We start from the raw sequence: 23,610 nt of genomic DNA, 5'->3' as shown, positions 1-23,610 counted from the left end.
GTGCGCGCCAAATGACCACCGCCGACGACTGGTTCCTGCAATCGAAGCTGAGGCCGCCCCGGATTCCGGGCGATACGGTCGACAGGCCCCGTCTGTCCGCGCTGGCCCTTGGCCCGGCGACGCCGCGGGCCGTCCTGGTCAGTGCGCCGGCCGGCTTCGGCAAGTCGACGCTGCTGACACAGGTCCATGCCCGTTTCACGGCCGACGGGGTCACGTCGGGCTGGGTGCAGCTTGACGAGCACGACCGCCATCCGCAACGCCTGGCCGCCGCCATGCTGATGGCCCTGCGTGAGGCGGGGGCCGATTTCGTCCCGGCCCATGCCTATGCCAGCGACCCCACGGCCGATGCCGACGACCTGCTGCGCCGGCTGATCGCCGGCATCACGGAACGCGGCCAGCCCGTTGCCCTGTTCCTGGACGATATCCATCGTTGCCAGTCAACCGGCACCGCCCGGCTTCTGCAGGCCCTGCTGGACCGGCAGCCGGAAAACCTGTCGCTGTTCCTGTCCAGCCGCGTGCGGCCCGGCCTGCGGCTGGCCCAGCACCATGCCACGGGACGACTGGTGAACGTGGACCACCATGCCCTGCGTTTTTCCTGCCAGGAGGCCGGGTCGCTGTTCGGCAATGTGCTGGACGGGCAGGAACTGGGCCTGCTGGTGCAGCGGACCGAAGGGTGGGCCGTGTCGCTGCGGCTGGCCCGGCTGTGGATGAGCCGCGCGGCCGCGCCCGATGGCGGCTCCGTCACCCGCTTCACGGGCCGAAGCAGCAACATGGCAGAATATTTCGCGGAGGAGATCCTGCAGGACCTGCCACCCGAGCGTCAGGATTTCCTGATGCGGACCAGCATCCTGGAACGGATCGGTGGCGAGGTGGCCGCCGAATTGACGGGCATGCCCGACAGTTGGGCCATCCTGGACGAGCTGGAGCGCCACGACCTGCTGTTGGTCCCCCTGGATGCCGATCGCAACTGGTATCGATATCACAATGTCCTGTCGGACTTCCTGCGCGACCGGCTTCGGCGCCTGCAAGGGGCAGCGGCGGTCAAGGCGCTGCACCGCAAGGCGGCATGCTGGTTCGCGGCCAGCGGGGTGATGGCCGATGCCGTGCATCATGCCCGCGCCGCCGGGGATGAGGAACTGGCACTGGATCTGGTGGAGCGGGCCGGCGGCTGGCGCCTGGCCCTGCGCGGCGGCATGCACGGGCTGCGCAGCCTGGAAGGCCTGGGCGCCGGGCGGCTGGCCGAGTTCCCGCGCGTGCGGCTGGGCCAGATCTATCTGCTGGCCCAGGACGGGCATGTCGCCCAGGCCCGCGCCGCCTTTGGCGAACTGGACCGTGCCACGGGCGGCTTCCGCAACGGGCCCGACGCGGCCCGCCTGTTCGCGGAAAGCCGGGCCGTGGAAAGCATCCTGCGCATCTATGAGGACCGGCAGGTCTCGCTTGCCGACGTCCTCATGCTGGATGACATCGTCCGGCGCGAGGGGCCGGGACCGGGCGATCTGCACCTGCAGGTCACGCTGACCAGCCTGCGCATCATCGCCCTGTTCGATGCGGGTGATTATCGCGCCGTCACCCGCGACGGGGAACAGGCGGCACTGGGTCAGCGGCAGCAGGGCGCCCCCTATGCCGAAATCTACCTCTATGCCTATATCGGGCTGGCCTATCTGTTCACGGGTGCCGTGCTGCAGGCGCGGACGGCCTTCCGCACCATGCTGGACCGGGCCAGCAGCGTCTATGGCCCCGACAGCAATCAGGCAACCACGGCCCGGCTGCTGCTGGGGGCCGCACTCTATGACGCGGGGGAGGCGACCGACGCCGCCGCCATGTGCCTGCCGGCGTTGCAAGGCGCGGACCGGCTGGACGCCTGGTTCGAGGTCTATGCCGCCGGCTATCTGACGGCTGCCGGACTGGCCGCCGATGCCGGCGATGCGGCCGGCGGGCTGGATATCCTGGGCCAGGGGCTGGTGACGGCCAGACGGCGCGGATTGGGCCGGCTGGAAGCGCTCCTGTCCATCGCCCGCATCGACCTGCTGACGGCCGCCGGGGAACTGGCGGCTGCCCGCGCCGCGCACGAGGCCATCCGGCCGCATCTGGTGTTTGAAGGGACGCCGCTGCGCCTGACCGCGCCCCGCATCTTCGCCCATGCCCGGCTGCTGCTGGCGGAAGGCCAGGCCGTCCCGGCCCTGGCAGAGGTGGAGGCCCTGCTGCCGCTGCTGCACCATGCCGGCCTGATGCAGTGGGAGGTACGGGCCCGTCTGCTGCGCGCGTCGGTGCTGGATGCCCTGGACCGCCCGGCAGAGGCGAAGGAGGAACGCGCGGCAGCCGAGGCCCTGGCCGGGGGCCAGCCGCTGCGCGGCTTGGCACGGTCCCGCGCAGGGGTGACCACCGCCGTCCTGCCCGCACCCGCAACCACCAACCCGCCGCCGGGCGGCCTGTCGGCACGGGAATGGGAAGTGGTGGTGGAGCTGTCGGGCGGCTGCTCCAACAAGGAGATTGCCCGCCATCTGGGCATTACCGAAGGCACGGTGAAGAACCACCGCAAGAATATCTATCGCAAGCTGGGCACCAGCAGCCGGTCCCGCATCGTGGCGCTGGTCCAGGGCGGCGGGGCGCCCCTGCCGTAACCCCAGCCGCGGAGATGCAGCGGAGATGCCACGGCACACATCGCCGCGCGCCCGCTCCTGTTCCTGCCACCATCCCCTGTGGGGACATCCCCCACTAGCCCCGGCGGTGACCTGATTGCTGTCCCCACAGGGGACATGGCCGGTGCTGCCTCACCCTCATTACTCTGCCCGCCAAAGCATGCGGCAGAACAACGGTGAGGCGACAATGTCGGACCTGGACAGGCTTTACGATCGGATCAATGAGGAAAACCGGCCTCATCTGGAAGGAGCATTCCCGCGCGAGCAGTCGATCGACCGCCGGCGGCAAGGCCGCGGGGTGATCTTCGAAGGGGATGACGGCGTCTTCACCCAAAGCTGGTTCCCCATCTGCCGGTCCAGCGAACTGCCGGCCGGCAAGGTGCTGGGCAGCAATTTCCTGGACGGGCAGGTGGTGGCGTTCCGCGATGCGGACGGCATCGCCAATGTCGTCAGCGCCTATTGCCCGCACAATGGCGCCAATCTGGCCCAGGGCGACCTGGTAGGGGGGGAGTTGCGCTGCGCCTTCCACCACTGGTGCTTCGACGGCAAGGGAAGCTGCACCCGCACGGGCAGCGGCGACCCCGTGCCGCCCCGGGCCAAGCTGTTCAAATATCCGACCGTGGAGCGCTACGGCCTGGTCTGGGCCTTCAATGGCGAGGAACCGCTGTGGCACCTGCCCGACCTGGGCCTGCCGGACGAGGAACTGACCTTCCATGCCGACATCCCGCATATCGACCTGCTGGCCGATCCCTGGGTGTTCATGTGCAACACGCTGGATTTCAACCATGTGAAATGCCTGCACGGCATTGATATCGATGGGGATGACCCGGCCGAGGACATCGTCTGGGCGCCGCATTCCGTCTCCTACGACCTGACGGGCATCTTCCGGGAGACCGGGGCGCGCATCAGCTACAGCCTGGCTATCCACGGGTCGAACATCTTCCTGCAGACGGGCGAGGCCAACGGGCGCTGGTTCGCGTTCCTGTTCCCGCTGGGGCTTCTGCGGCCTGGGACACAGCGCTGCTATTTCATCATCGCCACGCGCAAGAGCGATGGCACGCCCGAGGATGATGCCAAGGTCCAGGAGACGCTGGATTTCGCCATGAAACTGGAACGGTTCGTGGTCAGCCAGGATATCGGCGTGCTGAACTCCATCCGCTTCACGCGCGGACAATTCACGCGCTCCGACAAGGCGCTGAGCAAGTTCCTGGACCATATCGCCCGCTTCCCGCGGGCCCATCCGGGCGCCGCCCATATCCGCTGACGCCCCCGGACCCCACCGGTCCGGTCACAAGAATGGCCGCCGCAAGGGCGGCCGCGTTACAGGAAGAGGCCTCATAAGATGAAGAAGAATTGCGCACGCGGGCTGCTGCCCGCGCTGGCCATCCTCGCCCTCGCCCCGCCGGCCACGGCGCAGGGCGCCATGGGTAGAGAGCCGCGAAGCGCCACGGCTTTCGAGCTTGAGGAGATCGTCGTGACGGCACGCAAGCGCGTGGAGCGCCTGCAGGATGTGCCCGACAGCATCACCGCCCTGTCGGCCTCGGCCCTGGAGGAGCGCGGCGTGGAAGGCATCGGCGATGTGCTGGATTTCGTGCCGGGCCTGTCCATGGCCCAAGGGCAGAATCCCGGCACGGTCACAATCTCCGCCCGCGGCATCAGCCAGGTGCGCAACGGCGAGGCGCCGGTGGCCATCGTCATCGACGGCGTGCAGCTTTCCAGCCCCAACCAGATCACGCAGGAACTGTATGATCTGGAGCGGGTGGAGGTGCTGAAGGGACCGCAAGGGGCGCTTTACGGTCGCAACGCCATTGCCGGCGCCATCAATATCGTCACGCGCGAGCCCGGCAACGATCCGGAATTCACCGCCCGCGCCGAACTGGCCAACGGTGGCGACCGCAAGTTGCGCCTGGCCGGGTCCGGCGCGCTGGTGGAGGACAAGGTGCTGGTCCGTGCCTCTCTGGGCTGGCGCAATTTCGACGGGCTGATCCGCAACCGCACGCTGGATCGCAAGGCGGACTTCCAGGAGGAATGGACGGGACGGGCGCGCGTCATCGTGAAACCCACGGATGATGTCTCCATCGACCTGCGCGGCTCCTTCTCCAACCTGGAGGCAGGCGCCGCCTATTACGTGGCCCTGCCTGACGGTATGCCCAACAATACCAGCATTCCCGTTCTGGCCGATGTGCTGGGCGACGGTTTCCGCCGGCTGCGGGATGTTTCGGCCAAGCTGGATTACGAGGTGGGCGGCGGCACGATCACGGCCGTCACCGCCTATTCCTCCACCCATGAATTCTTTCACGAGGATCTGGACTGGCTGCCGCAATCCATCCTGGAAGCGTCGCAGGATCTGCGGGTCGAGGCGGTCAGCCAGGAATTGCGCTTCACCTCCGACGCCACGGGCCCGCTGCGCTATGTGGTGGGCGCCTATTGGCTGGACACCGACCGCGAGGTGCGCACCGAGGTGTTCGCCAATGTCGGTGGCAGCATGCTGAGCGTGGCCGACACGCCGGAGGCCAACCGCAACCGCGCGCTGGCCGGGTTCGGCCAGTTGAATTACGATATCGCGGAAGGCACCGAACTGACGTTGGCCATGCGCTACGACACGGATCGCCGTCGCCAGACGGACCCGCGAACAGGCATCACCCGGCAGAAAAGCTTCGATGCCTGGCAGCCAAAGGCATCCATTTCATACCGGCTGGATGCGGACATGATGGCCTATGCCACCTGGGCCAAGGGCTTCCGATCCGGCGGTTTCAACGCGCCCAGCGGCGTGTTCGCACCCGTGTTCCGGGCAGAAGATGCCAATTCCTATGAACTGGGCCTGAAATCGGAGATGCTGGACCGCCGGGTCGTCCTGAACCTGTCGGCCTACAGCACGAAATATGATAACCAGCAGACCTTCCTGCTGGACGCCACGACCGGGGCGCAGGGCATCGTCAATATCGCCAGGGCCACGGCGCGCGGACTGGAGGCGGAACTGACCGCCCGCCTGGCACGCGGGCTGGACGCCAACGCCTCCGTCAGCCTGATCGATAGCGGGATCGACGATTTCGACGGCACCGGCCTCTACAAGGGCAATCAGGTGCCCTATGTCAACGGCTGGTCCTATGCGCTGGGGCTCAGCTACACCACCGACCTGCCGGGCGGCAGTTCGCTGACCAGCCGCGTCGATTACACGGCCAATGGCGACCTTTCCTTCCATGTCGACAATGACGACAAGCGGTCGCCCGTGCATCTGGTCGATCTGCGCCTGTCCTGGGAAACCGGGCCACTGACCCTGACCGGCTATGTGAAGAACCTGTTCGACGAACGCTATTCGGTGGAGTTCTTCGCACGGGAATTCATCGGCACCGCGCAGGATATCCGCTGGCCGAACGAGCCGCGCCGCCTGGGCCTGGAAGCCGTCTGGCGCTTCTGATCCCCCCCCTCCGGAAACCACCAACAGAGGCCCCCCGCCATGTCGGGCAAGGGGGGCCGGGAGAGATGATCCATGTCGCCCAAGAACATCCTGATGCTCGTCGGGGATTTCGTCGAGGATTACGAAGCCATGGTGCCCTTTCAGGCGCTGACCATGGTGGGCCATCATGTCCAGGCCGTCTGCCCCGGCAAGCGGGCCGGCGACTGGGTGGAAACCGCCGTGCATGATTTCGAGGGATTTCAGACCTATACCGAGAAGCGGGGCCACCGTTTCCTGCTGAACGGCGATTTTTCCGGCGCCCGGCCGGAGGATTTCGACGCGCTGTATCTGCCCGGCGGGCGGGCGCCGGAATATCTGCGCATGAAGGAGGAGGTGCAGGCCCTGATCCGTTCCTTCTTCCAGGCCGGCAAGCCCGTGGCCTGCATCTGCCATGGCGGGCAGTTCCTGTCGGCGGCGGGCGTGCTGGCAGGACGGCAGGTCACCTTCTATCCCGACATCCGGCCGGAAGTGGAACTGGCCGGGGCCACCTGGATGGACGTGCCCATGGATACGGCCGTGGTCGATGGCAACCTGGTCACGGGCGGCGCCTGGCCCACCCATCCCGACTTCCTGGCCAAGTTCCTGGCCGTGCTGGACGGGGGCCGGTGACATGCGGGTGGAGATCGACATTGCCCGCCGCATGGAGGCCCCGGCCGACACGGTCTGGGCCCTGGTCGGTGCCTTCGGGTCCGACGCGCTGACCCATGGCTATGTGAAGCGGGTGGAGGTGGAAGGCGAGGGCCTGGGGGCCGTGCGTACCTATCACACCGTGGAACGGCTGGGTGGGGCGCCCGTGCGCCAGCGGCTGGACATCCTGGACCCGGTGGACCGCGTCATCGGCTATCGCATGATCGACAATGGCAATGTGCCCTGGACGGATTATGCCGGCACGATCCGCGTCACACTCTGCGGCCCCGAAGCCTGCGCGGTGTCGATGCACCTGCATTACATCCCGTTCGGCGCGGACGAACAGACCTGCCGCGCGCTGTCGCGGCAGAATGTGGATGCCTATTTTGCCAACCTGGACCGGGCCCTGGGCCTGGATGCCTGACCGCCGCCTTCCGGAGCCATGCCGATGCCGACCGTGACCGTCACCACCCCGCATGAGGGAACCCGCCGGGTGGAATTGCAAACGGGCACCAGCCTGATGGAAGGGCTGAAGGATGCCGGCATCGACATCGCCGCCATTTGCGGCGGGGCCTGTTCCTGCGCCACCTGCCATGTGCATCTGGACCCGGCCCGGATGGCGGACCTGCCGCCCGCCGGGCCGGAAGAACAGGAACTTCTGGGGGATTTGGACGATTATCGCCCGGACCGGTCACGCCTTTCCTGCCAGATACCGGTTACAGATGCGCTGGACGGGCTGTCGCTGTCGCTGGCCCCGTAAAGGGTTCACCCTACCCAGGCCGCGCCCAGCGTATAGATGCCCAGCAGGCCCAGCACGACGCCGGTGCCGATATTGATCCAATGCACGGTCCGGCCCGTGACGCGGCGGCGCAGCAGGGTGACGCCGCCGCACAGCACCACCCACCATAGCAGCGATCCGGCGAAGATGCCGGCCACCAGCGTCCCATCCTCCGCCGGTCCCCTTGTATTGCCGAAGCCGATGACGATGGCGCTCATCCCCAGGATGGTGACCGGGTTGGTCGCAGTCAGGAAGAAGCCGGTGAAGGTGGCGGCGGTCAGGTTGCCCGCCACCGGTTCCGCCGCCAGGGGCCGCGGCTCACGCATCAGGCTGTGGACGGCGACGGCCAGCAGGAAAGTACCGCCCAACACCTGCAACAGCCGCATATTGCCCGTGATCATGTCCAGCACGGCCGTAATGCCGAAGGCGGCCACGGCGCTGAAGGCCGCGTCCGCGATGGCCGCCCCCAGCCCCGTCGCCAGCCCCGTGGACAGGCCGCGTTCCAGTGACCGGCGGATGCAGAGCAGCCCGATCGGCCCCACGGGGGCGGCGATGATCACCCCCAGCACGACCCCGCGCCAGAAAATCCCGATATCGTCCAGCAATTCCAGCACCTTCCCCGCGCCAATCGGTTGGCGCAGGGACCGACATCCGGTTAGGATGCGGCCACCATGCCCGACCGCGCCCCCTCCCCGCTCGACCTTCTTGACGATATCGGCCTGCATCTGCTGCGTGAGCTGCAGCGCGATGCCCGCCAATCCTTCGCCGATCTGGCACGCCAGGTGGGGCTGACCCCTCCAGCCGTCGCCGAACGTGTGCGGCGGATGGAAGCCACGGGCCTGATACAGGGCTACCGGGCAGAGGTCAACCGCGCCGCCCTGGGCCTGAAGCTGACAGCCTTCGTCCGGGTGCGCACCTATCCCGGCCACGACCGGGACCTGGAAATTTTCGCCCATGACCGGCGGGAGGTGCTGGAGTGCCATGAGGTGGCGGGAGAGGACAGCTACATGCTGAAGGTGGCCGCCATGGACGTGCCGCATTTCAACCGGGTGCTGACCGCCATATCGGCCTTTGGCGCGACGCACAGCACGATGATCCTGTCCACCAAGACAGGCCCCCGACCGTTGGAGCCCTTCGAACCATGATTGCCGTGACCGGTCCCGTCCAGACCCCCACCAGCATCCGCCGGGCCACGCTGGTCGGCGGCACCGCCATCCTGATGTGGTCCACTTTGGCGCTGTTGACGGCGCAGGCGGCACCGGTGCCGCCCTTCCTGCTGGTGGCGCTTTCCTTTGGGGTCGGCGGGATGGTCAGCCTTTGCGTCATCCTGGCCACGCGCCGCCCGCTGCTGGCGGTGCTGCGCCAGCCGGCGCCTGTCTGGCTGCTGGGGATCGGCGGGCTGTTCGGCTACCATTTTCTCTATTTCCTGGCACTGCGCACCGCCCCGGCGGCCGAAGCCAACCTGATCAACTATCTGTGGCCGCTGCTGATCGTGCTGTTCGCCGGCCTGTTGCCGGGGGAAAGACTGGGTCGCGCACAACTACTGGGCGCCGTGACCGGACTGGCTGGAACGCTGCTACTGGTCACGGGCGGGCGCGGTTTGGCGGTGGCGACTGAACATCTGCCGGGATACCTTTCGGCCCTGGCCTGCGCCGTAACCTGGGCCGGCTATTCGGTGCTGAGCCGGCGGTTCGGCGCGGTGCCGACGGAAATCGTCGCCTTCTTCTGTCTTGCCACGGCCGTCCTGGCCGTTCCCTGCCACCTGCTGTTCGAACAGACATTGTGGCCAGCCGGACCGGGGGGCTGGCTGACGGTGCTGGCCATGGGCGTGGGCCCGGTGGGGCTGGCCTTCTTCGTCTGGGACCATGGGGTGAAACGGGGGGACATCCAGACCCTGGGCGCCTTGTCCTATACCACCCCGCTGCTGTCCACGGCCTTGCTGATCGCAGCCGGACGGGCGGGGTGGAACTGGCCGGTGGCCGGCGCCTGCCTGCTGATCATGGGCGGCGCCATCATCGCCGGCCGCAGCCTGCGCCGGGCCTGATACCCCTTTCCTTTACCCAACCGCCCGGCGCACCAGCACGCCTGCCAGATGCGCCCGGTATTCGGCCGATGCGTGCATATCGGCATTCAGGCCATTGGCCGGCAGGGTCAGGCCGGACAAGGCGGCGGGGGAGAAATCGGCGGCCAAGGCCGTTTCCGCAGCGGTCCAGCGGAATACGCAATCGGCAACGCCCGTCACGGCCACGCGCACCTGCCCGCCGCGCCGCACCACGAACGCGCCGGCCAGGGCATAGCGGCTGGCTGGATGCGGGGCCTTGGCATAGCACGCATGGTCGGCGGCCGCGACCCCGATGGCCGTGACGATCTCGCCCGGTGCCAGGGCTGTTTCGAACAGGCCCGTGAAGAAGTCGCCGGCCGCGATGTCCCGCCGGTCGGTGTGGATGACGGCATCCAGTGCCAGCAATGCTGCGGGATAATCGGCGGCGGGATCGGCATTGGCCACCGATCCCCCGATGGTGCCGCGGTTGCGCACCTGGGGGTCACCGATATGCGCCGCCAGATCGGCCAGCCCCGGCAGCACGGCACGCACGGCGGCACTACCGGCCACGGTGGCATGGGTGGCCATGGCACCGATGCGAACCCGCCCCTCCGTCGCCGTGATGGCCCGCAACGCCGGAATGGCGGACAGGTCCACCAGCAGGGAGGGCTGGGCCAGCCGCTGCTTCAGCGTGGGGATCAGGGTCTGGCCGCCGGCCAGCGCCCTGGCATCCTCATCCTGCGACAGGAGAGCCGTGGCATCGGACAGGCTGGCGGGGCGGCGATAGTCGAAATCATACATCGCCTCACCCTTCCTGCATGGCACGGGCACCGGCGCGCACGGCCTTCACGATATTCTGATAGCCCGTGCAGCGGCACAGATTGCCTTCCAGGCCGGACCGGATCGTCACCTCCTCCAGGTCGGGGGCGGTGCGGGCCAGATCGATGGCGCCCATCACCATGCCGGGCGTGCAGAAGCCGCATTGCAGACCGTGATGCTCCCGGAAAGCCGCCTGCATCGGGTGCAATGTGCCATCCGCGCCGGCCAGTCCCTCGATCGTCAGCACATCGGCCCCGTCGGCCTGCACCGCCAGCACGGCACAGCTCTTCACCGACCGGCCGTCCAGATGCACGACACAGGCCCCGCACTGGCTGGTGTCGCAGCCGATATGGGTACCCGTCAGGCCCAGCACATCGCGCAGCAGATGCGCCAGCAACAGCCGCGGTTCGACGGCACGGGTGACGGACGCGCCATTGACGGTCAGCGAGATTTCGACGGGCATCATCTCCCCCCAAAAGGCCGGTTCAGATTGGCAAATTCTTGTTTTCATTCGCTTTTCAGACACCAAGCCTAAACATGCCGGCCGGTCCCGTCAAGCCGGTCGGCCAGGATCGGCAACGGGGGCGCCGGCCCCTGCGCCGATGGTTGCATCGGACGGCACCGCAATGCCTATCCCGTGCAATCGTCACCGGTTGGTAACGCTTCTGTTACAGCGCTGTACCCCCTTTGGCCCGGCTGGCATCTTTGCGTGCAAATCCGGATGGATGGAGGATTTGATGCGATTGTGCAATTTGGCGCGGGTCCGGCTGGTATTGACGGCCGCAGCGCTGGTGCTGGCCGTTCCTGCCGGGGCGCAGGATGGCAAGGTGATGGGCGCCACGGAGATGTGGGGGCTGAAGCGCCTGTCCTCCCCCGCGCTGTCACCGGATGGCAGGACCGCCCTGGTGACGGTTTCCACCTTCGACCTGAAGACCGACAAGCGCGACGCCGATCTGTGGCTGTTCCCCGTGGAAGGCGGCCCGGCCCGGCAACTGACCACCGACCCCGCAGCAGAAGGCGACGCAACCTGGAGCCCGGACGGCCGGTTCGTCGCCTTCGTCGCCAAGCGGGACGACGACAAGGCGCCGCAGCTCTACATCATCCCCGTGGCGGGGGGCGAGGCCCGGCGGCTGACGACCGTACCCACGGGCATTCGCACGCCCAAATGGCTGCCCGACAGCCAGGGCCTGGTCTTCCTGTCGCGTGTCTGGCCCGAGCTGACCGGCTGGGAGGAGCAGGAAAAGCGCCTGAAGGAGCGTGACGAGAGCAAGATGACGGCGAAGGTCTGGGACAAGGCGCCGCTGTCCTATTTCGACCGTTACCTGGACGACCGGGAAAATCATCTCTACGTCACCGACATCACAGGGGCGGCACCGCGCGCGCTGACGGTGAACACTGGTGTTTCAGTCCATTACAATGAAGGTTCCGCCCCGTTCGACATCGCGCCCGACGGCAAGGAAATCGCCTTTCCCGTCAATGTCGACAAGGTGGGCAACCGGCCCAATATCGACCTGTTCACCCTGCCACTGGCCGGCGGTACGGCACAGAACATCACGGCCGCCAACGTGACCGGTCCCGACAGCGGCCCCGCCTATTCCCCGGATGGCAAGTATCTGGCCTATCGTCAGCGCACGATCTACGGTTTTTATGGCGAGAATGCCCGCCTGATGGTGCGCGACCGTGCCACGGGTGCCGTGCGCGATGTGACGGAGGGGTTCGACCGGTCGGCGGATGATATCGTCTGGGCCCCCGATTCCAGCGCCATCTATGGCTCGGTCGACGATGCGGCCACCCAGCGCGTCTACCGCTATGATCCGCGCGGCCGCGCGGCACCGCGCCGCCTGACGGAAGGTGGCGGCGACGTCACTGATATCGATGTGGCCGGCCGGTCCATGATCGGCCTGCGCCAGTCGCTGTCGGCCCCGGCGGAACTGATCGCCATCGACCCGCGATCGGGCAAGGTGCGGGAGATTTCGACGGCCAATGGCACCGCCCTGGCCGGTTTCACGCTGGGCAAGGTGGAAAGCGTGACCTACAAGGGCGCCAACGACGCCGATATCCAGATGTGGGTCGTCTATCCGCCGGGTTTCGACCCGTCGAAGAAGTATCCGGCCCTGATGCTGGTCCATGGCGGGCCGCACAACGCCATTTCCGATGCTTTCTCCTACCGCTGGAACGCCCAGGTCTTCGCGGGCTGGGGTTATGTCGTCACCTGGCATAATTTCCACGGGTCGAGCGGGTTCGGCCAGGCCTTCACCGACAGCATCAACCCCGAATGGGGCGAGGTCCCCTATCAGGATACGATGAAGGCCGCCGAATGGCTGGCGGCCAGGCCGTTCATCGACAAGGACCGCATGGCTGCGGCGGGCGCCTCCTATGGCGGCTATCTGACCAGCTTCATCCTGGGCCGGGAACATCCGTTCAAGACGCTGGTCATCCACGCCGCCGTTTATAACCTCTATACCCAGTACGCCGCCGATTTCAGCGGCAGCCAGTCGCGGTTCAAAGAATATTGGGAAGACCCGGCAGTCATCGCCCGCAACTCACCGCACATGCAGGCCGGCAATTTCCGGACACCGACCCTGGTGCTGCACGGGGAACAGGACCTGCGCGTCCCCATCAACCATGGGATCGAGCTGTTCAACACCCTACAGCGGCGCGGCGTTGAAAGCCGGCTGGTCTATTTCCCCGACGAGAACCACTGGATCCTGAAGCCGCAGAACAGCATCTTCTGGTATGCCGAGGTGGAACGCTGGCTGAAAGCCCATGTCGCGCCGGGTGCCACGCCCTGACATTGGGGGACAGCATCCTGGAAAGGCCCGCTCCGGCGGGCCTTTCTACACCAGCCAGAAAAGGCCACCACCGGCCAGTACGGCCAGCAGGCTGGGCCCCCCGGCCAACAGGCCCAGCCGCGTACCGCCGACGGACCCCGCCATCACGGCCTTGGTGATGGTGTTGACCCCCATGGCCAGCAGGATCGCCATGATGGCCAATGACACGCCCTCCGGCTGGCCACCGCGGCGTGCCATGGTGATGGTGATGGCATCGACATCGGCGATGCCCGATATGGCCGCGGCCAGCAGCAGGCCTGTATCCCCCACGAAGCGCTGGATCAGTTCCGCGCCCAGCATCACCACGGCGATGAAGGCCGCCAGTTTCAGCGCCGTGCCCAGTTCCAGCGGGTTCGACAGGGAAAGCGCCGGCGCCTTGTCCTCCCCTTCCACCTGTTTCTCCGCCTTGCCCTTCCCCAACCGGTCGCGCAGCAGCAGGAAGGCGGTTGCCGCGCCCAGGACGGCCAGGCCGCCCGCGGCCGGAACAGCCAGCGGCATGACCAGGGCGCGGTTCAGCAGCCCTACGACCAGCAGGACCCGCACCAGCATCACCATGCCGGCCACCAGCACGCCCGCCGCCAGCAGGGGGGCCGCCTTCTCCTGCGTCTTGGCCAGACGGGCCAGCGTCAGGGTCGTCGCGGTGGAGGAGGCAAGTCCCCCGGCCATGGCAGCCACCAGGATACCGCGCTTTTCCCCCAGCAGCTTCACCGCCACGTAGCCACCAAAGGAAATCGCCGCAATCAGCACGGCCAGCAGCCAGATCTCCGACGGGTTCAGCACGCCCCAGGGATCGACAGGCTCGTGCGGCAGGATGGGCAGGGCCAGGAAGCTCATGGTCGCCAGGATCAGGACGGCCCGGATCTCCATCCACTGCAATTGCCGCAGCCATTGATGCAGGGTCTGACGCAGGGCCAGCAGCACCGTGGCCGCGACCCCCACCGCGACAGCCACCCGCAATTCACCGCTGACGGCATAGGCCCCGACCAGGAAGACCAGCAGGCCGGCCACCACGCCCGTGACGGAATTTCGCCCTTCCGCCCGCGATTCCAGAAGATGAAAGGCCGTGAAGGCGATGGAGAAGGCCAGAAAGGCCAGGCCCAGGAACAGCAGATTGTCGAAGCCGATGGCCAGCAGACCCGTGACACCGCCCAGCAGGCCGACCAGCGCGAAGGTGCGCAGCCCCGCTGCCCGATGCCCGTCCGGCATCTCCCGCGCCTGCCAGCCCCGTTCCAATCCCACCAGCAGGCCGACCGCCAGGGAGACGGCCAGCCGCATCAACAGATCCAGTTCGTCCACCGCAGCCTACCTGTTCCACCCCGTCCGACGCGGGCTGAAGGATGCGATGGCCCCACGGCCGGATGCAAGCCGATCAAGCGGATTAGCACGCCATACGGCGGATCGGAAAATCTGCCTATGCCACGGGGCGATGAGTGGAACTCATCACAACTTATACCAACTTGCGATGAGTAGAACTCATCGCAAGTTGGTTCGGCGGCGACCGCCACAGCACCGCTCGTGCGGCGCGCCCGAGCCAACGAATGTTGGCGCTGGCGATTGAGGGTGGTGATCAGAACCTATAGGTTCTGATCACCACAAAATAGTCCTATACCGGATCCCGGTGAGAGCAACTCACCGGGATCCGGTATTAGGCCCGTGCCAGGGAATGGTTGAAAAGTTCCAGCAAAAGGGGGAAGGCGGCCAGCCGGTCCACGAGCATGACACCCAGTGCCGCGCCCGGCCCTTCGTCGATGTAGCGGACGATGACGGGCAGCCGGGCCCAGCTATGCCCATCGGGTCGCAGGATGGTGATATCGACGCGCTGTCCAATGAGGAAGCCATCGTCGCCATCCTCCGTCCGCACGCGCAAACCCCCGAAGGACCAGTCCAATAATCGCGCGGGTCGCCCGGCCACCATCAGGTAAATGGGTTCCGTGGGAATGCGGGGATGTGTCCGACGTTCTGCCGGGCTGGTCGATATAGCCATCATGATGAACAATTTATCAACAAGCCGCCCACCGGATAAGTGCCCATAGGGAATAGATCGGGAAGCCGCAGCCCCTTCCGCAACATGCGGGCAAAGAAAAGGAGCGACCCGGAGGCCGCCCCTTTCCCATGAGCTTCAAGTTTCCGATCCGTCGCCCGATCAGAACTCGTAACGCACGCCAACCTGGATCTGCCAGACAGAGGATTTGGCGTTGGCATTGATCGACGGCTCGCGCAGCGGGCCGGTGTAGGTGTACTTGCCATCGGCACCGACCGACGGGGTCAGGACCGGCGAGACACCGGGGAAGCCCACCTGCTCCAGACGGCCCCACTTGCTGTTGATCAGGTTGCCGACATTGCGGATGTCCAGCGTGACCGCGGCCTTGTGGCCCTCGAAGAAGGCCGGGACCTGCTGCTTCATGGCCAGATCGATCTGGTGGACCCACGGGCTGCGGTGCGAGTTACGCGGCACGATCTGGCCACGATACTTCTCCAGGCCGTTGCGGGCGATAAAGTCGTTCAGGGCCTCGCAGGTCAGGCCACCGGCGAAATTCACCTCCGCGCAGCTTCCCGGGACGTAGAAGAGCTGACGGTTGCGGCTGTTCTGGCGCGGATCGTTGAAGTTGGGTCCACCACCGAAGAAGGTGTAGCTGTAGGGACGACCCGTGCGCAACTCGCCGACCACACTGATTGTGGACAGCAGGTCGGTGAACCATTCCTTCTCCCACGTGGCCGCATAGACGATGCGGTGCTTGATCTCGTAGTTGGAGGTGGAAAGTTCCGGATCGTTCATGTCGCTGACGGCGACATTGTCCCAGTTCGACAGCGCGGTGGAGCTGGTGGCCGGGTTGACTTCCTTGGCATCCTGATAGGTGTAGCCGACGAAAGTGGTCACGTCGCCATAGTCGGTGTCCCACCGCTTGTCCAGCATGGTGGAGATGGACAGGCGGCTGCCCTTGCCGGTGGAGTCCAGGATCAGGTCGTTACCCGACGGCGCGCCCGTCATCAGCACGTAACGCGGACGGCCATCCGGCAGCGTGCCGTTCTGGACATAGCGGCCGTTGCGCCACAGGGCGGCGTCACGGGTCTTGGCATACTGGCCGCTGGCGGTCAGGCGCCAATCATCGCCGAAGCCCGGAATGTCGAAACGGTGTTCGACGGTCAGGGCGAACTGCCACTCCGAGGGGATCTCGAAGCCCGGAGCAATCGCGTTCACGTCGCCCTGCCCGGAAAGCTGACCCTGGCGGGCCAACAGCTCGGCCGGCAGGTTACCCGTCACATTGTCCAGCACCGCCGAACCCAGCGTGGTGGAAGCGGGGACGCCCGGGCTCAGGGTGAAGGTGCCGTTGGCATTGCGCGTGACGGACTGGTTGGACGTCAGCACGCCGGTGTTGGAGAAGCTGTTGGACACCCAGACGTTGGGCGAACCGCCGCCGAAGATGCCAGCACCGCCCGACAGGGTGGTATCGTCATTGACCTGATACTTGAAGCCGACGCGCGGCGACCACAGGTCCAGCCCGTCCAGCGTCCGGGTATTGTCATAGCCGTAGCGGTTCGTGAAGACCTGGTTCAAGGCCGGCTTGTCGCTGGATTCCCACCAGTCGTAGCGCAGGCCATAGGTCAGCTCGAAGTCCGGGGTAATGTCCCACTTGTCTTCCAGATACAGCGAATTCGTCTTGTAGCCGAAGGTGGCCGCCGCATCGTCGGCATTGTTCGACAGCGCGTTGTTGTAGCGGAACGACGCGGCGCGGCGCGCCTCGAAATCGGCAATGCTGTCGAAGGCATAGAAGCCGCGGCTGGTCGACACGAACAGGTTGAAGATGTCCAGCTCTTCACGCTCGTAACCGAAGGTCAGCGTGTGGTCGCCCCACAGATACTCACCCTTGGCCTTGTAGGTGTTCAGATCGTTGGTGAGCGCGTTGGCGTGGCGGAACTCGTCGGGACCGATATTGATGACGGTGCCGGCAGCCGTCTTGATTTCCATTTCGGGGAAATCGACGCCGCGCAGCGAATTCTGGCCCGTGACCACTTCCTTGCGGCCGAACTTCAGCTCGGTTGAGAAATTGTCCGTCCAGTCCGAATAGAGCTGGGCGGTGTACTGGTCCATGGTCACCGAACGGTCATAAAGATGACCCAGGGTGGCGATGGTGCGGCCGGACACGCTGTTGCCGGTGTCGGAGGTCTGGTTGCCCTTGGTACGCTGGTAGCTCACCGTGGCGCGGTGGCCCTCGGCAATGTTCCAGTCGATGCGGGCCAGGATCTTCTCATCCTTTTCCGGCAGCGTGGCGCCCAGGGCGCCGGCATCGTAATTGTAGACACGCTGCGCGATCCCAAGCACCTGGTCATATTCGGCCTGGGTCACACCGGGGATCTTGATGGGGGCGGCGCCGTCCGACGGGCCGTATTCCTGCGGCGTCTGGGCGTCCAGCTTCTCGTAGGAGCCGAAGAAGAACAGCTTGTCCTTCACGATCGGACCACCCAGCGTGCCGCCGTAGGTCTTTTCCTTGAAGTTGAAGGTGTAGCGGTTGCTCTTGCTCTTGTCGCCCGTCAGATCGCTGTCGGTATAGTAATAGAAGGCCGAGCCATGGAAATCGTTCGTGCCCGACTTGGTCACGATGTTCACCAGACCGCCCTGGAAGCCGCTATATTCGACATCGAACGGGTTGGTCACGACCGATAGCTGCTCGATCGCATCCAGGGAGATGGGGGCGCGCTGCGTCGGATAACCGTTGTTGTTCAGGCCGAAATCATCGCTCTGACGAACACCGTCAACCGAGATCTGGTTGAAACGGGTATTGGCGCCGCCGATGGAGATGGCATCCAGGTTCGTGGCATCCAGCGAGACACGCGGATCGAGGCGCAGCGTCGACTTCAAGTCGCGGTTGACGGTCGGCGCGTTGCGGATCTGGTCCTCACTGAAGGAACGGCCATTGCCGACCACGGCGGTGCCGACCCGATCGCCGGTCACGACGATCTCTTCGATGCTGTCGCTGCCCGTCAGCGCCAGATTGAGCTGGAACGGCTCGCCCAGGCTGATGAACACGCCTTCGATGACCTGCGGCGGCACGCCTTCGGCGTTGAAGCGGACATTGTACGGGCCGCCGACGCGCAGACCCGCGGCGTTGAAGCGGCCCTCGGCGTTCACCGTCGCCGTGGAGCGCGTGCCCGACGGAACGTGCGTGATCTCAACGACGGCACCGGCGGCCGGCAGGCCCTCGGCGGTGGTCACGTAACCCGACATCGACGAAGTGGTCTGCTGCGCAACGGCGGGGATCGCCCATGCGGAAGCGATGGCCAGCGCGGTGACACCCGCGCCGAATTTCAATGAAGAGGTGTGGCGACGGAACACAGCCGCCACCTTCTTGTTGTTTACGATGGTCATATGTAGAGCCCCCAATAAGCCGGACCAGTTCGCGCGGACAACACCAGATGCCCGTGTCGGTTATGTAAGGAATAAATTACAGTTCCATGACACGCACCCGTCGGGCTATGCCTTCGGCGGGTTGAACGGCTATATCTCGGCCAGCGTATCATTAGCGCCACAGTTTCGCGGTGCAGCATGCCATCAAGAGGGGACACAGGTTTCAATCCTGAAAGAATATTAACCCTCTGTGCTGCACCGCACCCGCCATACACGACCATGCCTTCTGGGGGAGCTTCGCCCGTGATTCGTATCCTGCGTTCCGCCTTCCTGTCATCCACCCTGTTCATCGCCATGACGGGCGCGGCCGCCGCCCAGAAGGTGGAACTGCAAGTCCTGGCAACCACCGACTTGCATATGTACTTGGAAGATTACGATTATTACGCCGACAAGCCGGACGAGAGTGTCGGGCTGGTCCGCGTGGCGCCGTTGATCCGGGCGGCACGCGCCGCCAACCCCAACAGCCTGCTGGTGGATAATGGCGACCTGATCCAGGGCACGCCCATGGGCGACTGGGTGGTGCGTGAGCGCGGCGTCGCGGCGGATCAGCCCGCGCACCCGGCCACGGCCGCCCTGAACCTGCTGGGCTATGATGCCGCCGTGCTGGGCAACCACGAATTCAATTACGGGCTGGAAACGCTGCACAATGTCTATGCCGGGGCGCGGTTCCCCGTGCTGGCCGGCAATGTGTTCAAGGTAGATGGGGACCAGGACCCCGACAATGACCCCACCCTCTATCCCGCCTATGTCATCCAGGAACGCGATCTGGTGGATGACAAGGGTGCCCGACAGAAGGTCAAGGTCGGCATCCTGGGGCTGCTGACGCCGCAGATCATGGTCTGGGACCGCGACAAGCTGGAAGGCCGCGTCACCACGCGCGACATCGTGGACATGGCCACTCTATATGTGCCGCGCATGAAGGCGGATGGGGCGGACATCGTGCTGGTCCTGTCACATGCCGGCATGTCCTATACCCCGCGCCAGGGGGGGAGGAGAATGCCTCCAACTATCTGACCGCCATCGACGGCGTGGATGCCGTCGTGACGGGCCACAGCCATCGCGTCTTTCCCAGCCGCGACTATGAAGGGTTGCCCGGTGTCGACCTGAAGAAGGGCACCGTGAATGGCAAGCCCGTCGTCATGGCCGGTTCCTATGGCAGCCATCTGGGCGTCATCCGCCTGACACTGGAGAAGGATGGCCGGGGCTGGCGTGTCGCCGACGGCAGCAGCAGCGTGCAGCCGATCCAGCCGCGCCAGGGCGACCGCACGGCCGCCGCCGCTCCGGCTCCCGACGGGGAAGTGCAGGCCCTGCTGGAAGCCAGCCACCTGGGCACCCTGGAATATGTGCGCCGCGCCGTGGGCCGGTCCACAGGCCGCATCCACAGCTATTTCTCCTTCCTGGGCGATTCGGCGGGGGTGCAGCTTGTGGCCGAAGCGCAGCGCGCCTATGTGGCCAAGGCGCTGGCGGGCACCGAACATGCCAGCCTGCCCATCCTGTCGGCGGCGGCCCCCTTCAAATCCGGCGGCCGGCCCGGCGTCGGATTCTATACCGACATTCCGGCCGGCGACGTCGCCATCCGCAATGTCGCCGACCTTTACCTCTATCCCAACCAGATCGCCGCCGTGCGGCTGACGGGCGCCCAGGTGCGCGACTGGCTGGAAATGTCCAGCCGGGCGCTGATGGTCATCGATCCGAATGCAAAGGTGGCGCAGCCGCTGGTCAATACCCGGGTGCCTGCCTATGTCTTCGACATCATCGACGGCGTGACCTATGCGATTGACATCACCCAGCCCGAACGGTTCGACCGCGAAGGCAAGCTGGTGAATGACAAGGCCCATCGGATCAGGGATCTGGCTTTCCAGGGCCGCCCCATCGACGACAAGCAGGAATTCATCGTCGTCACGAACAATTACCGCGCCAATGGCGGCGGCAGCTTCCCCTGGCTGGATGGCAGCACCGTCATCTATCAGTCGCCCGACACGGTGCAGCAGGCCATCATCGATTACATCCGCGCCAAGGGTGTGGTGGAGCCGTCGACCAACGGCACCTTCCGGCTGGCCCCGCTGCCGCCCACGCTCATGCTCACCTATCAAAGCTCGCCGCTGGCCCGCGAACTGCTGCGCGAACAGCCGGCCCTGACCTATCAGGGTCCGGGAGAGGATGGGTTCGCTCTTTACAAGATCGATCCGGTGAAGCTGGGAGGCGGCAAGTGACACAAGGCCCCCGCCCCCGGCTCTATCTGGCCGGACCGGATGTCTTCCTGCCTGATCCCATGGCGGCCGCGGCCGCCATGAAGTCGATCTGCGAGGGGTTGGACCTGGAAGGCGTCTTTCCCACCGACAATGCGTTGAGCCCGATGGCCGGGGAAGGCGGCGCCGCCTTCGCGGCCCGCATCCGCGCCGCAAATCTGGCACTGATCCACGCCGCCGACGGGGTGATCGCCAACTGCATGCCCTTCCGCGGGCCGTCGGTCGATGATGGCACAGCTTATGAGATGGGCTTCGCCGCCGCCCTCGGCAAACCGGTCTTCCCCTGGTCCGGGGACATCCGCCCCCTGCTCCAGCGTACCCAGGCACGGCAATATCTGGCGCATGACGGCCGGGTGTGGCGCGATGCCGACCAGATGGAGGTGGAGGAGTTCGACCTGCCCGTCAACCTGATGCTGGTCGATCCCGCCACGGGCCCCGTCGCGCCCAGCTTCACCGAGGCTGCACGGTCCGCCGCGCGCTGGTTCCGGTCTGCGGCGAATTGACGCCGGCTTCCTGGCGGAACCACCTCCCCCCGGCATCAAATGCCGGGGGGGTACATGCAAAAAGGCCGGGCGGACATGCCAGCCGCACGGCCTCAACCGTCAGAAATGTAAATGGAAACCTCAGGCCGCGTGCTGGCTCGGCCCCAGGCGGCGAAAGCGCGTGGCATCCAGCACCACCTCCAGTGCCAGGGAGAGGCGGTCGCTGTTGCGGCCATTGACGAGAAACTCCACATGCACCGGACGGGCGGCGTGCTGGTGGACGGCATGGACCAGCAACCGCCGGCGCGGCGACTTGACTTCTTCCAGCCATTCGCCCGGCTTGGGGGCTTCCGCTGAACGTCTGGACATCACCATTGCCTCAATCTCCTGAACGGCCCGCCCCTGTTTCCAGGTGAAACGGGCCAGAAACCCGACCTTCCCGCTGCCCGCACCGTCCACATTCCGCTGTTGCGACAGGGTGCTTGTGCTGCTGGTCCGGCAAGGAACCTAATGTTGCGGCATGATACCGCAAATTTGTTCAAAAGGAATAGACCATCTGGCGTAATCCCGCTTCGTCGCCATGCGATCGCATGCATGTTTCCACCCGGCCGTCAGCGCAGTCCGGCCTGATCCCGCCTTTGCCATGGCGGGACGGGCTTCGATGCGCTACAGGTTCGGCATGCAAATGACTGCCGTTGGACCTGGAAATCTGATCGATGTTCGATAATCTGTTGGGGCTGGTGGAGCAGATGGGCTATTTCGGCCTTCTGCTGCTGATGTTCCTGGAAAATGTCTTTCCGCCCATCCCGTCCGAATTGATCATGCCGCTGGGCGGGTTCCTGGCGGCCCAGGGCAAGATGGATCCGTTCCTGGTGGTGCTGGTCGGCACGGCCGGGTCCGTGCTGGGTGGACTGCCCTGGTATTATCTGGGCCGCTTTTTCGGCCATGACCGGCTGATCGCCCTGTCGGAACGGTTCGGCTTCATCATGACGATGGACCCGCCCGATGTGGAAAAGGCGTTCAGCTGGTTCTCCCGCCATGGGGCCAAGGCCGTGCTGTTCGGCCGGCTCATCCCTGCCATCCGCACACTGATCTCTGTGCCGGCCGGCATGGCCGCCATGGGCATGCCGAAATTCCTGCTGTTGACGACCCTGGGTTCACTGGTCTGGACATCGATCCTGACGGGTGCCGGCTATGCCCTGGAAAGTCAGTATGAGGTCGTGGAATCCTATGTCGATCCCGTGTCGAAGATCGTGGTCTATGGCGTGATCACCGTCTATTTCGGCCGCCTGGGCTGGCGCCTGCTGCGCGGACGCAGGACCGGCAACCGCTGAGCCGGCATCCGGTGATCGGTGTTGCGGTCACCGGACACCCCGCGCGATGACACGCCCCATGACGCGCCCGGCGCCGGGATGGCGGCGGGTCATCCGCATCAGCGCACGCGGCGGAAACGATGGATATCGGCCAGGGCGAAGATCGACAGGCTGATGCGGTGGACAGGGTTGCCGTTGATGGCCAGTTCCACGTTCGGCGCCTTGACGCCGGGCTTGGCATGAACGGCCATGATCTGCAGGCGCCGGCGGGGCGGCACCAGTTCCTCCACCCATTCGCCTGGAGAAAAATCAATCATTTCACGCGCCATGATGGCTCCCACTGAACCCGACGTTGCGAGGATATGCCATGTCCCGCGCCGTTGGGAAGCGGCAACAATGCCGGTCTCAAATGCCGGGGAGTATTGGACAGGGGATACCCCTGTCCTTTCCCGCTCTTTGTTCGAGGGCGGCGAATAAACCGCTGCCCGTTACACCTCATGACCGCGTGCGCACCATGCCGATCGACTGGACGGACAAGACGACTTCGTCCTTCTGGTTGAGAAGTTCTGTATGTTGCCTGATCGTTCCCATCTCCGGGCGCGAGCGGGAACGCTTCACTTCCAGAACAGTTACACGGGCGCGCAAACGGTCACCGGGCCGCACAGGCTTCAGCCAGCGCAATTCATCCAGCCCCGGCGAGCCCAGCGACGTTTCCGGTGACAGCATGTTGTCCACCAGCATGCGCATCATGAAACCGGCCGTCTGCCAGCCGCTGGCGACCAGACCGCCGAAATGCGTCTGGCGTCCGGCCTCGTCGTCCAGGTGAAAGGGCTGCGGGTCGTATTCGCGGGCGAAGCTGACGATCTCCTCCGCCGTCACCAGCCGGTCACCGAATTCCAAGACGAGACCGGGGGTGAAATCCTCCAGGTAACGGACGGGACGGGTCATCGCATATTTCTCCCAAGATCGT

The 23,610-nt window shown here is 65.7% G+C and carries 22 protein-coding genes; 13 read left to right on the top strand and 9 right to left on the bottom strand.

Annotation, left to right across the window (positions count from 1 at the left end; genetic code table 11):
- Positions 1-11 precede the first annotated feature (11 nt).
- From ABC728_RS02520 to ABC728_RS02495, 6 genes are all read left to right on the top strand, one after another.
- Entirely contained in the window at positions 12-2,621 is a 2,610-nt protein-coding gene (locus ABC728_RS02520; RefSeq protein ID WP_416619841.1) for a LuxR C-terminal-related transcriptional regulator, read from the top strand.
- A 205-nt stretch (positions 2,622-2,826) separates the two neighbouring features.
- Positions 2,827-3,903 carry a Rieske 2Fe-2S domain-containing protein gene (locus ABC728_RS02515; RefSeq protein ID WP_416619840.1) on the top strand — a complete coding sequence of 359 codons (1,077 nt, stop codon included), beginning with the start codon at positions 2,827-2,829 and terminating at the stop codon, positions 3,901-3,903.
- Positions 3,904-3,981: 78 nt separating this feature from the next.
- Positions 3,982-6,057, top strand: coding sequence for a TonB-dependent receptor (locus tag ABC728_RS02510; RefSeq protein WP_416619839.1), 2,076 nt, complete (start codon positions 3,982-3,984; stop codon positions 6,055-6,057).
- 72 nt (positions 6,058-6,129) lie between these two features.
- Positions 6,130-6,705, top strand: coding sequence for a DJ-1/PfpI family protein (locus tag ABC728_RS02505; protein ID WP_416619838.1), 576 nt, complete (start codon positions 6,130-6,132; stop codon positions 6,703-6,705).
- Between the two features lies 1 nt (position 6,706).
- Positions 6,707-7,147 carry an SRPBCC family protein gene (locus ABC728_RS02500; RefSeq protein ID WP_416619837.1) on the top strand — a complete coding sequence of 147 codons (441 nt, stop codon included), beginning with the start codon at positions 6,707-6,709 and terminating at the stop codon, positions 7,145-7,147.
- 24 nt (positions 7,148-7,171) lie between these two features.
- Positions 7,172-7,483: a 2Fe-2S iron-sulfur cluster-binding protein gene (locus tag ABC728_RS02495; RefSeq protein ID WP_416619836.1), complete on the top strand. Its 312-nt coding sequence runs from the start codon at positions 7,172-7,174 to the stop codon at positions 7,481-7,483.
- Positions 7,484-7,488: 5 nt separating this feature from the next.
- Here the strand turns inward: ABC728_RS02495 and ABC728_RS02490 are convergent, their stop codons facing one another.
- Positions 7,489-8,115: a LysE family translocator gene (locus ABC728_RS02490; protein ID WP_416619835.1), complete on the bottom strand. Its 627-nt coding sequence runs from the start codon at positions 8,113-8,115 to the stop codon at positions 7,489-7,491.
- 57 nt (positions 8,116-8,172) lie between these two features.
- On the opposite strand from ABC728_RS02490, the gene ABC728_RS02485 reads away from it, so the two are divergent.
- Positions 8,173-8,646 carry an Lrp/AsnC family transcriptional regulator gene (locus ABC728_RS02485; protein ID WP_416619834.1) on the top strand — a complete coding sequence of 158 codons (474 nt, stop codon included), beginning with the start codon at positions 8,173-8,175 and terminating at the stop codon, positions 8,644-8,646.
- Positions 8,643-9,545: an aromatic amino acid exporter YddG gene (gene yddG / locus ABC728_RS02480; protein WP_416619833.1), complete on the top strand. Its 903-nt coding sequence runs from the start codon at positions 8,643-8,645 to the stop codon at positions 9,543-9,545. Before ABC728_RS02485 ends, yddG begins: the two co-directional genes overlap by 4 nt.
- A 12-nt stretch (positions 9,546-9,557) precedes the next feature.
- Here yddG and ABC728_RS02475 read toward each other — a convergent pair whose 3' ends face one another.
- The gene (locus ABC728_RS02475; protein WP_416619832.1) at positions 9,558-10,343 is read right to left on the bottom strand and encodes an FAD binding domain-containing protein; all 786 of its coding nucleotides are present in this window, start codon (positions 10,341-10,343) and stop codon (positions 9,558-9,560) included.
- A gap of 4 nt (positions 10,344-10,347) precedes the next feature.
- The gene (locus ABC728_RS02470) at positions 10,348-10,824 is read right to left on the bottom strand and encodes a (2Fe-2S)-binding protein (protein ID WP_416619899.1); all 477 of its coding nucleotides are present in this window, start codon (positions 10,822-10,824) and stop codon (positions 10,348-10,350) included.
- 274 nt (positions 10,825-11,098) lie between these two features.
- Here ABC728_RS02470 and ABC728_RS02465 point away from each other — a divergent pair, with 274 nt between their 5' ends.
- Entirely contained in the window at positions 11,099-13,153 is a 2,055-nt protein-coding gene (locus ABC728_RS02465) for a S9 family peptidase (protein ID WP_416619831.1), read from the top strand.
- 45 nt (positions 13,154-13,198) lie between these two features.
- On the opposite strand, the gene ABC728_RS02460 is transcribed toward ABC728_RS02465, so the two are convergent.
- From ABC728_RS02460 to ABC728_RS02450, 3 genes are all read right to left on the bottom strand, one after another.
- Positions 13,199-14,488, bottom strand: coding sequence for an MgtC/SapB family protein (locus ABC728_RS02460; protein ID WP_416619830.1), 1,290 nt, complete (start codon positions 14,486-14,488; stop codon positions 13,199-13,201).
- A 349-nt stretch (positions 14,489-14,837) separates the two neighbouring features.
- Positions 14,838-15,176 (bottom strand): PilZ domain-containing protein, encoded by a 339-nt coding sequence (locus ABC728_RS02455; RefSeq protein WP_416619898.1) that lies wholly within the window; start codon positions 15,174-15,176, stop codon positions 14,838-14,840.
- Between the two features lie 159 nt (positions 15,177-15,335).
- Positions 15,336-18,557, bottom strand: a complete 3,222-nt coding sequence (locus tag ABC728_RS02450; protein WP_445376253.1) for a TonB-dependent receptor — start codon at positions 18,555-18,557, stop codon at positions 15,336-15,338.
- A 282-nt stretch (positions 18,558-18,839) separates the two neighbouring features.
- Between ABC728_RS02450 and ABC728_RS02445 the strand changes: the two genes are divergently transcribed.
- Genes ABC728_RS02445 through ABC728_RS02435 form a run of 3 tightly spaced genes read left to right on the top strand, consistent with a single transcriptional unit; the run spans position 18,840 to position 21,348 of the window.
- Positions 18,840-19,610 (top strand): metallophosphoesterase, encoded by a 771-nt coding sequence (locus ABC728_RS02445; RefSeq protein ID WP_445376252.1) that lies wholly within the window; start codon positions 18,840-18,842, stop codon positions 19,608-19,610.
- Between the two features lie 26 nt (positions 19,611-19,636).
- Positions 19,637-20,809, top strand: a complete 1,173-nt coding sequence (locus ABC728_RS02440) for a 5'-nucleotidase C-terminal domain-containing protein (RefSeq protein WP_445376251.1) — start codon at positions 19,637-19,639, stop codon at positions 20,807-20,809.
- Complete coding sequence (locus ABC728_RS02435) at positions 20,806-21,348, top strand: nucleoside 2-deoxyribosyltransferase (protein WP_416619827.1); 543 nt, start codon at positions 20,806-20,808, stop codon at positions 21,346-21,348. The genes ABC728_RS02440 and ABC728_RS02435 overlap by 4 nt, the downstream gene beginning before the upstream one ends.
- A 120-nt stretch (positions 21,349-21,468) precedes the next feature.
- Here the strand turns inward: ABC728_RS02435 and ABC728_RS02430 are convergent, their stop codons facing one another.
- Positions 21,469-21,696 carry a hypothetical protein gene (locus tag ABC728_RS02430; RefSeq protein WP_416619826.1) on the bottom strand — a complete coding sequence of 76 codons (228 nt, stop codon included), beginning with the start codon at positions 21,694-21,696 and terminating at the stop codon, positions 21,469-21,471.
- A gap of 347 nt (positions 21,697-22,043) precedes the next feature.
- On the opposite strand from ABC728_RS02430, the gene ABC728_RS02425 reads away from it, so the two are divergent.
- Positions 22,044-22,661 (top strand): DedA family protein, encoded by a 618-nt coding sequence (locus ABC728_RS02425; RefSeq protein WP_416619825.1) that lies wholly within the window; start codon positions 22,044-22,046, stop codon positions 22,659-22,661.
- Between the two features lie 98 nt (positions 22,662-22,759).
- Here ABC728_RS02425 and ABC728_RS02420 read toward each other — a convergent pair whose 3' ends face one another.
- Positions 22,760-22,969: a hypothetical protein gene (locus tag ABC728_RS02420; RefSeq protein ID WP_416619824.1), complete on the bottom strand. Its 210-nt coding sequence runs from the start codon at positions 22,967-22,969 to the stop codon at positions 22,760-22,762.
- Positions 22,970-23,135: 166 nt separating this feature from the next.
- The gene (locus ABC728_RS02415; protein ID WP_416619823.1) at positions 23,136-23,588 is read right to left on the bottom strand and encodes a MaoC family dehydratase; all 453 of its coding nucleotides are present in this window, start codon (positions 23,586-23,588) and stop codon (positions 23,136-23,138) included.
- Positions 23,589-23,610: the final 22 nt, after the last annotated feature.

It is taken from the genome of Niveispirillum fermenti, assembly GCF_052474395.1.
The sequence above is the reverse complement of the archived record's forward strand: the minus strand, read 5'-3'. Positions and strand labels throughout refer to the sequence as shown.

What these genes read in the sequence shown, in the direction of transcription:
- ABC728_RS02520 (WP_416619841.1), top strand. Translation starts at nt 12, where the DNA reads ATGACCACCGCCGACGACTGGTTCCTGCAATCGAAGCTGAGGCCGCCC.
- ABC728_RS02515 (WP_416619840.1), top strand. Translation starts at nt 2,827, where the DNA reads ATGTCGGACCTGGACAGGCTTTACGATCGGATCAATGAGGAAAACCGG.
- ABC728_RS02510 (WP_416619839.1), top strand. Translation starts at nt 3,982, where the DNA reads ATGAAGAAGAATTGCGCACGCGGGCTGCTGCCCGCGCTGGCCATCCTC.
- ABC728_RS02505 (WP_416619838.1), top strand. Translation starts at nt 6,130, where the DNA reads ATGTCGCCCAAGAACATCCTGATGCTCGTCGGGGATTTCGTCGAGGAT.
- ABC728_RS02500 (WP_416619837.1), top strand. Translation starts at nt 6,707, where the DNA reads ATGCGGGTGGAGATCGACATTGCCCGCCGCATGGAGGCCCCGGCCGAC.
- ABC728_RS02495 (WP_416619836.1), top strand. Translation starts at nt 7,172, where the DNA reads ATGCCGACCGTGACCGTCACCACCCCGCATGAGGGAACCCGCCGGGTG.
- ABC728_RS02485 (WP_416619834.1), top strand. Translation starts at nt 8,173, where the DNA reads ATGCCCGACCGCGCCCCCTCCCCGCTCGACCTTCTTGACGATATCGGC.
- yddG (WP_416619833.1), top strand. Translation starts at nt 8,643, where the DNA reads ATGATTGCCGTGACCGGTCCCGTCCAGACCCCCACCAGCATCCGCCGG.
- ABC728_RS02475 (WP_416619832.1), bottom strand. Translation starts at nt 10,343, where the DNA reads ATGTATGATTTCGACTATCGCCGCCCCGCCAGCCTGTCCGATGCCACG.
- ABC728_RS02470 (WP_416619899.1), bottom strand. Translation starts at nt 10,824, where the DNA reads ATGCCCGTCGAAATCTCGCTGACCGTCAATGGCGCGTCCGTCACCCGT.
- ABC728_RS02465 (WP_416619831.1), top strand. Translation starts at nt 11,099, where the DNA reads ATGCGATTGTGCAATTTGGCGCGGGTCCGGCTGGTATTGACGGCCGCA.
- ABC728_RS02455 (WP_416619898.1), bottom strand. Translation starts at nt 15,176, where the DNA reads ATGGCTATATCGACCAGCCCGGCAGAACGTCGGACACATCCCCGCATT.
- ABC728_RS02450 (WP_445376253.1), bottom strand. Translation starts at nt 18,557, where the DNA reads ATGACCATCGTAAACAACAAGAAGGTGGCGGCTGTGTTCCGTCGCCAC.
- ABC728_RS02430 (WP_416619826.1), bottom strand. Translation starts at nt 21,696, where the DNA reads ATGTCCAGACGTTCAGCGGAAGCCCCCAAGCCGGGCGAATGGCTGGAA.
- ABC728_RS02425 (WP_416619825.1), top strand. Translation starts at nt 22,044, where the DNA reads ATGTTCGATAATCTGTTGGGGCTGGTGGAGCAGATGGGCTATTTCGGC.
- ABC728_RS02420 (WP_416619824.1), bottom strand. Translation starts at nt 22,969, where the DNA reads ATGGCGCGTGAAATGATTGATTTTTCTCCAGGCGAATGGGTGGAGGAA.
- ABC728_RS02415 (WP_416619823.1), bottom strand. Translation starts at nt 23,588, where the DNA reads ATGACCCGTCCCGTCCGTTACCTGGAGGATTTCACCCCCGGTCTCGTC.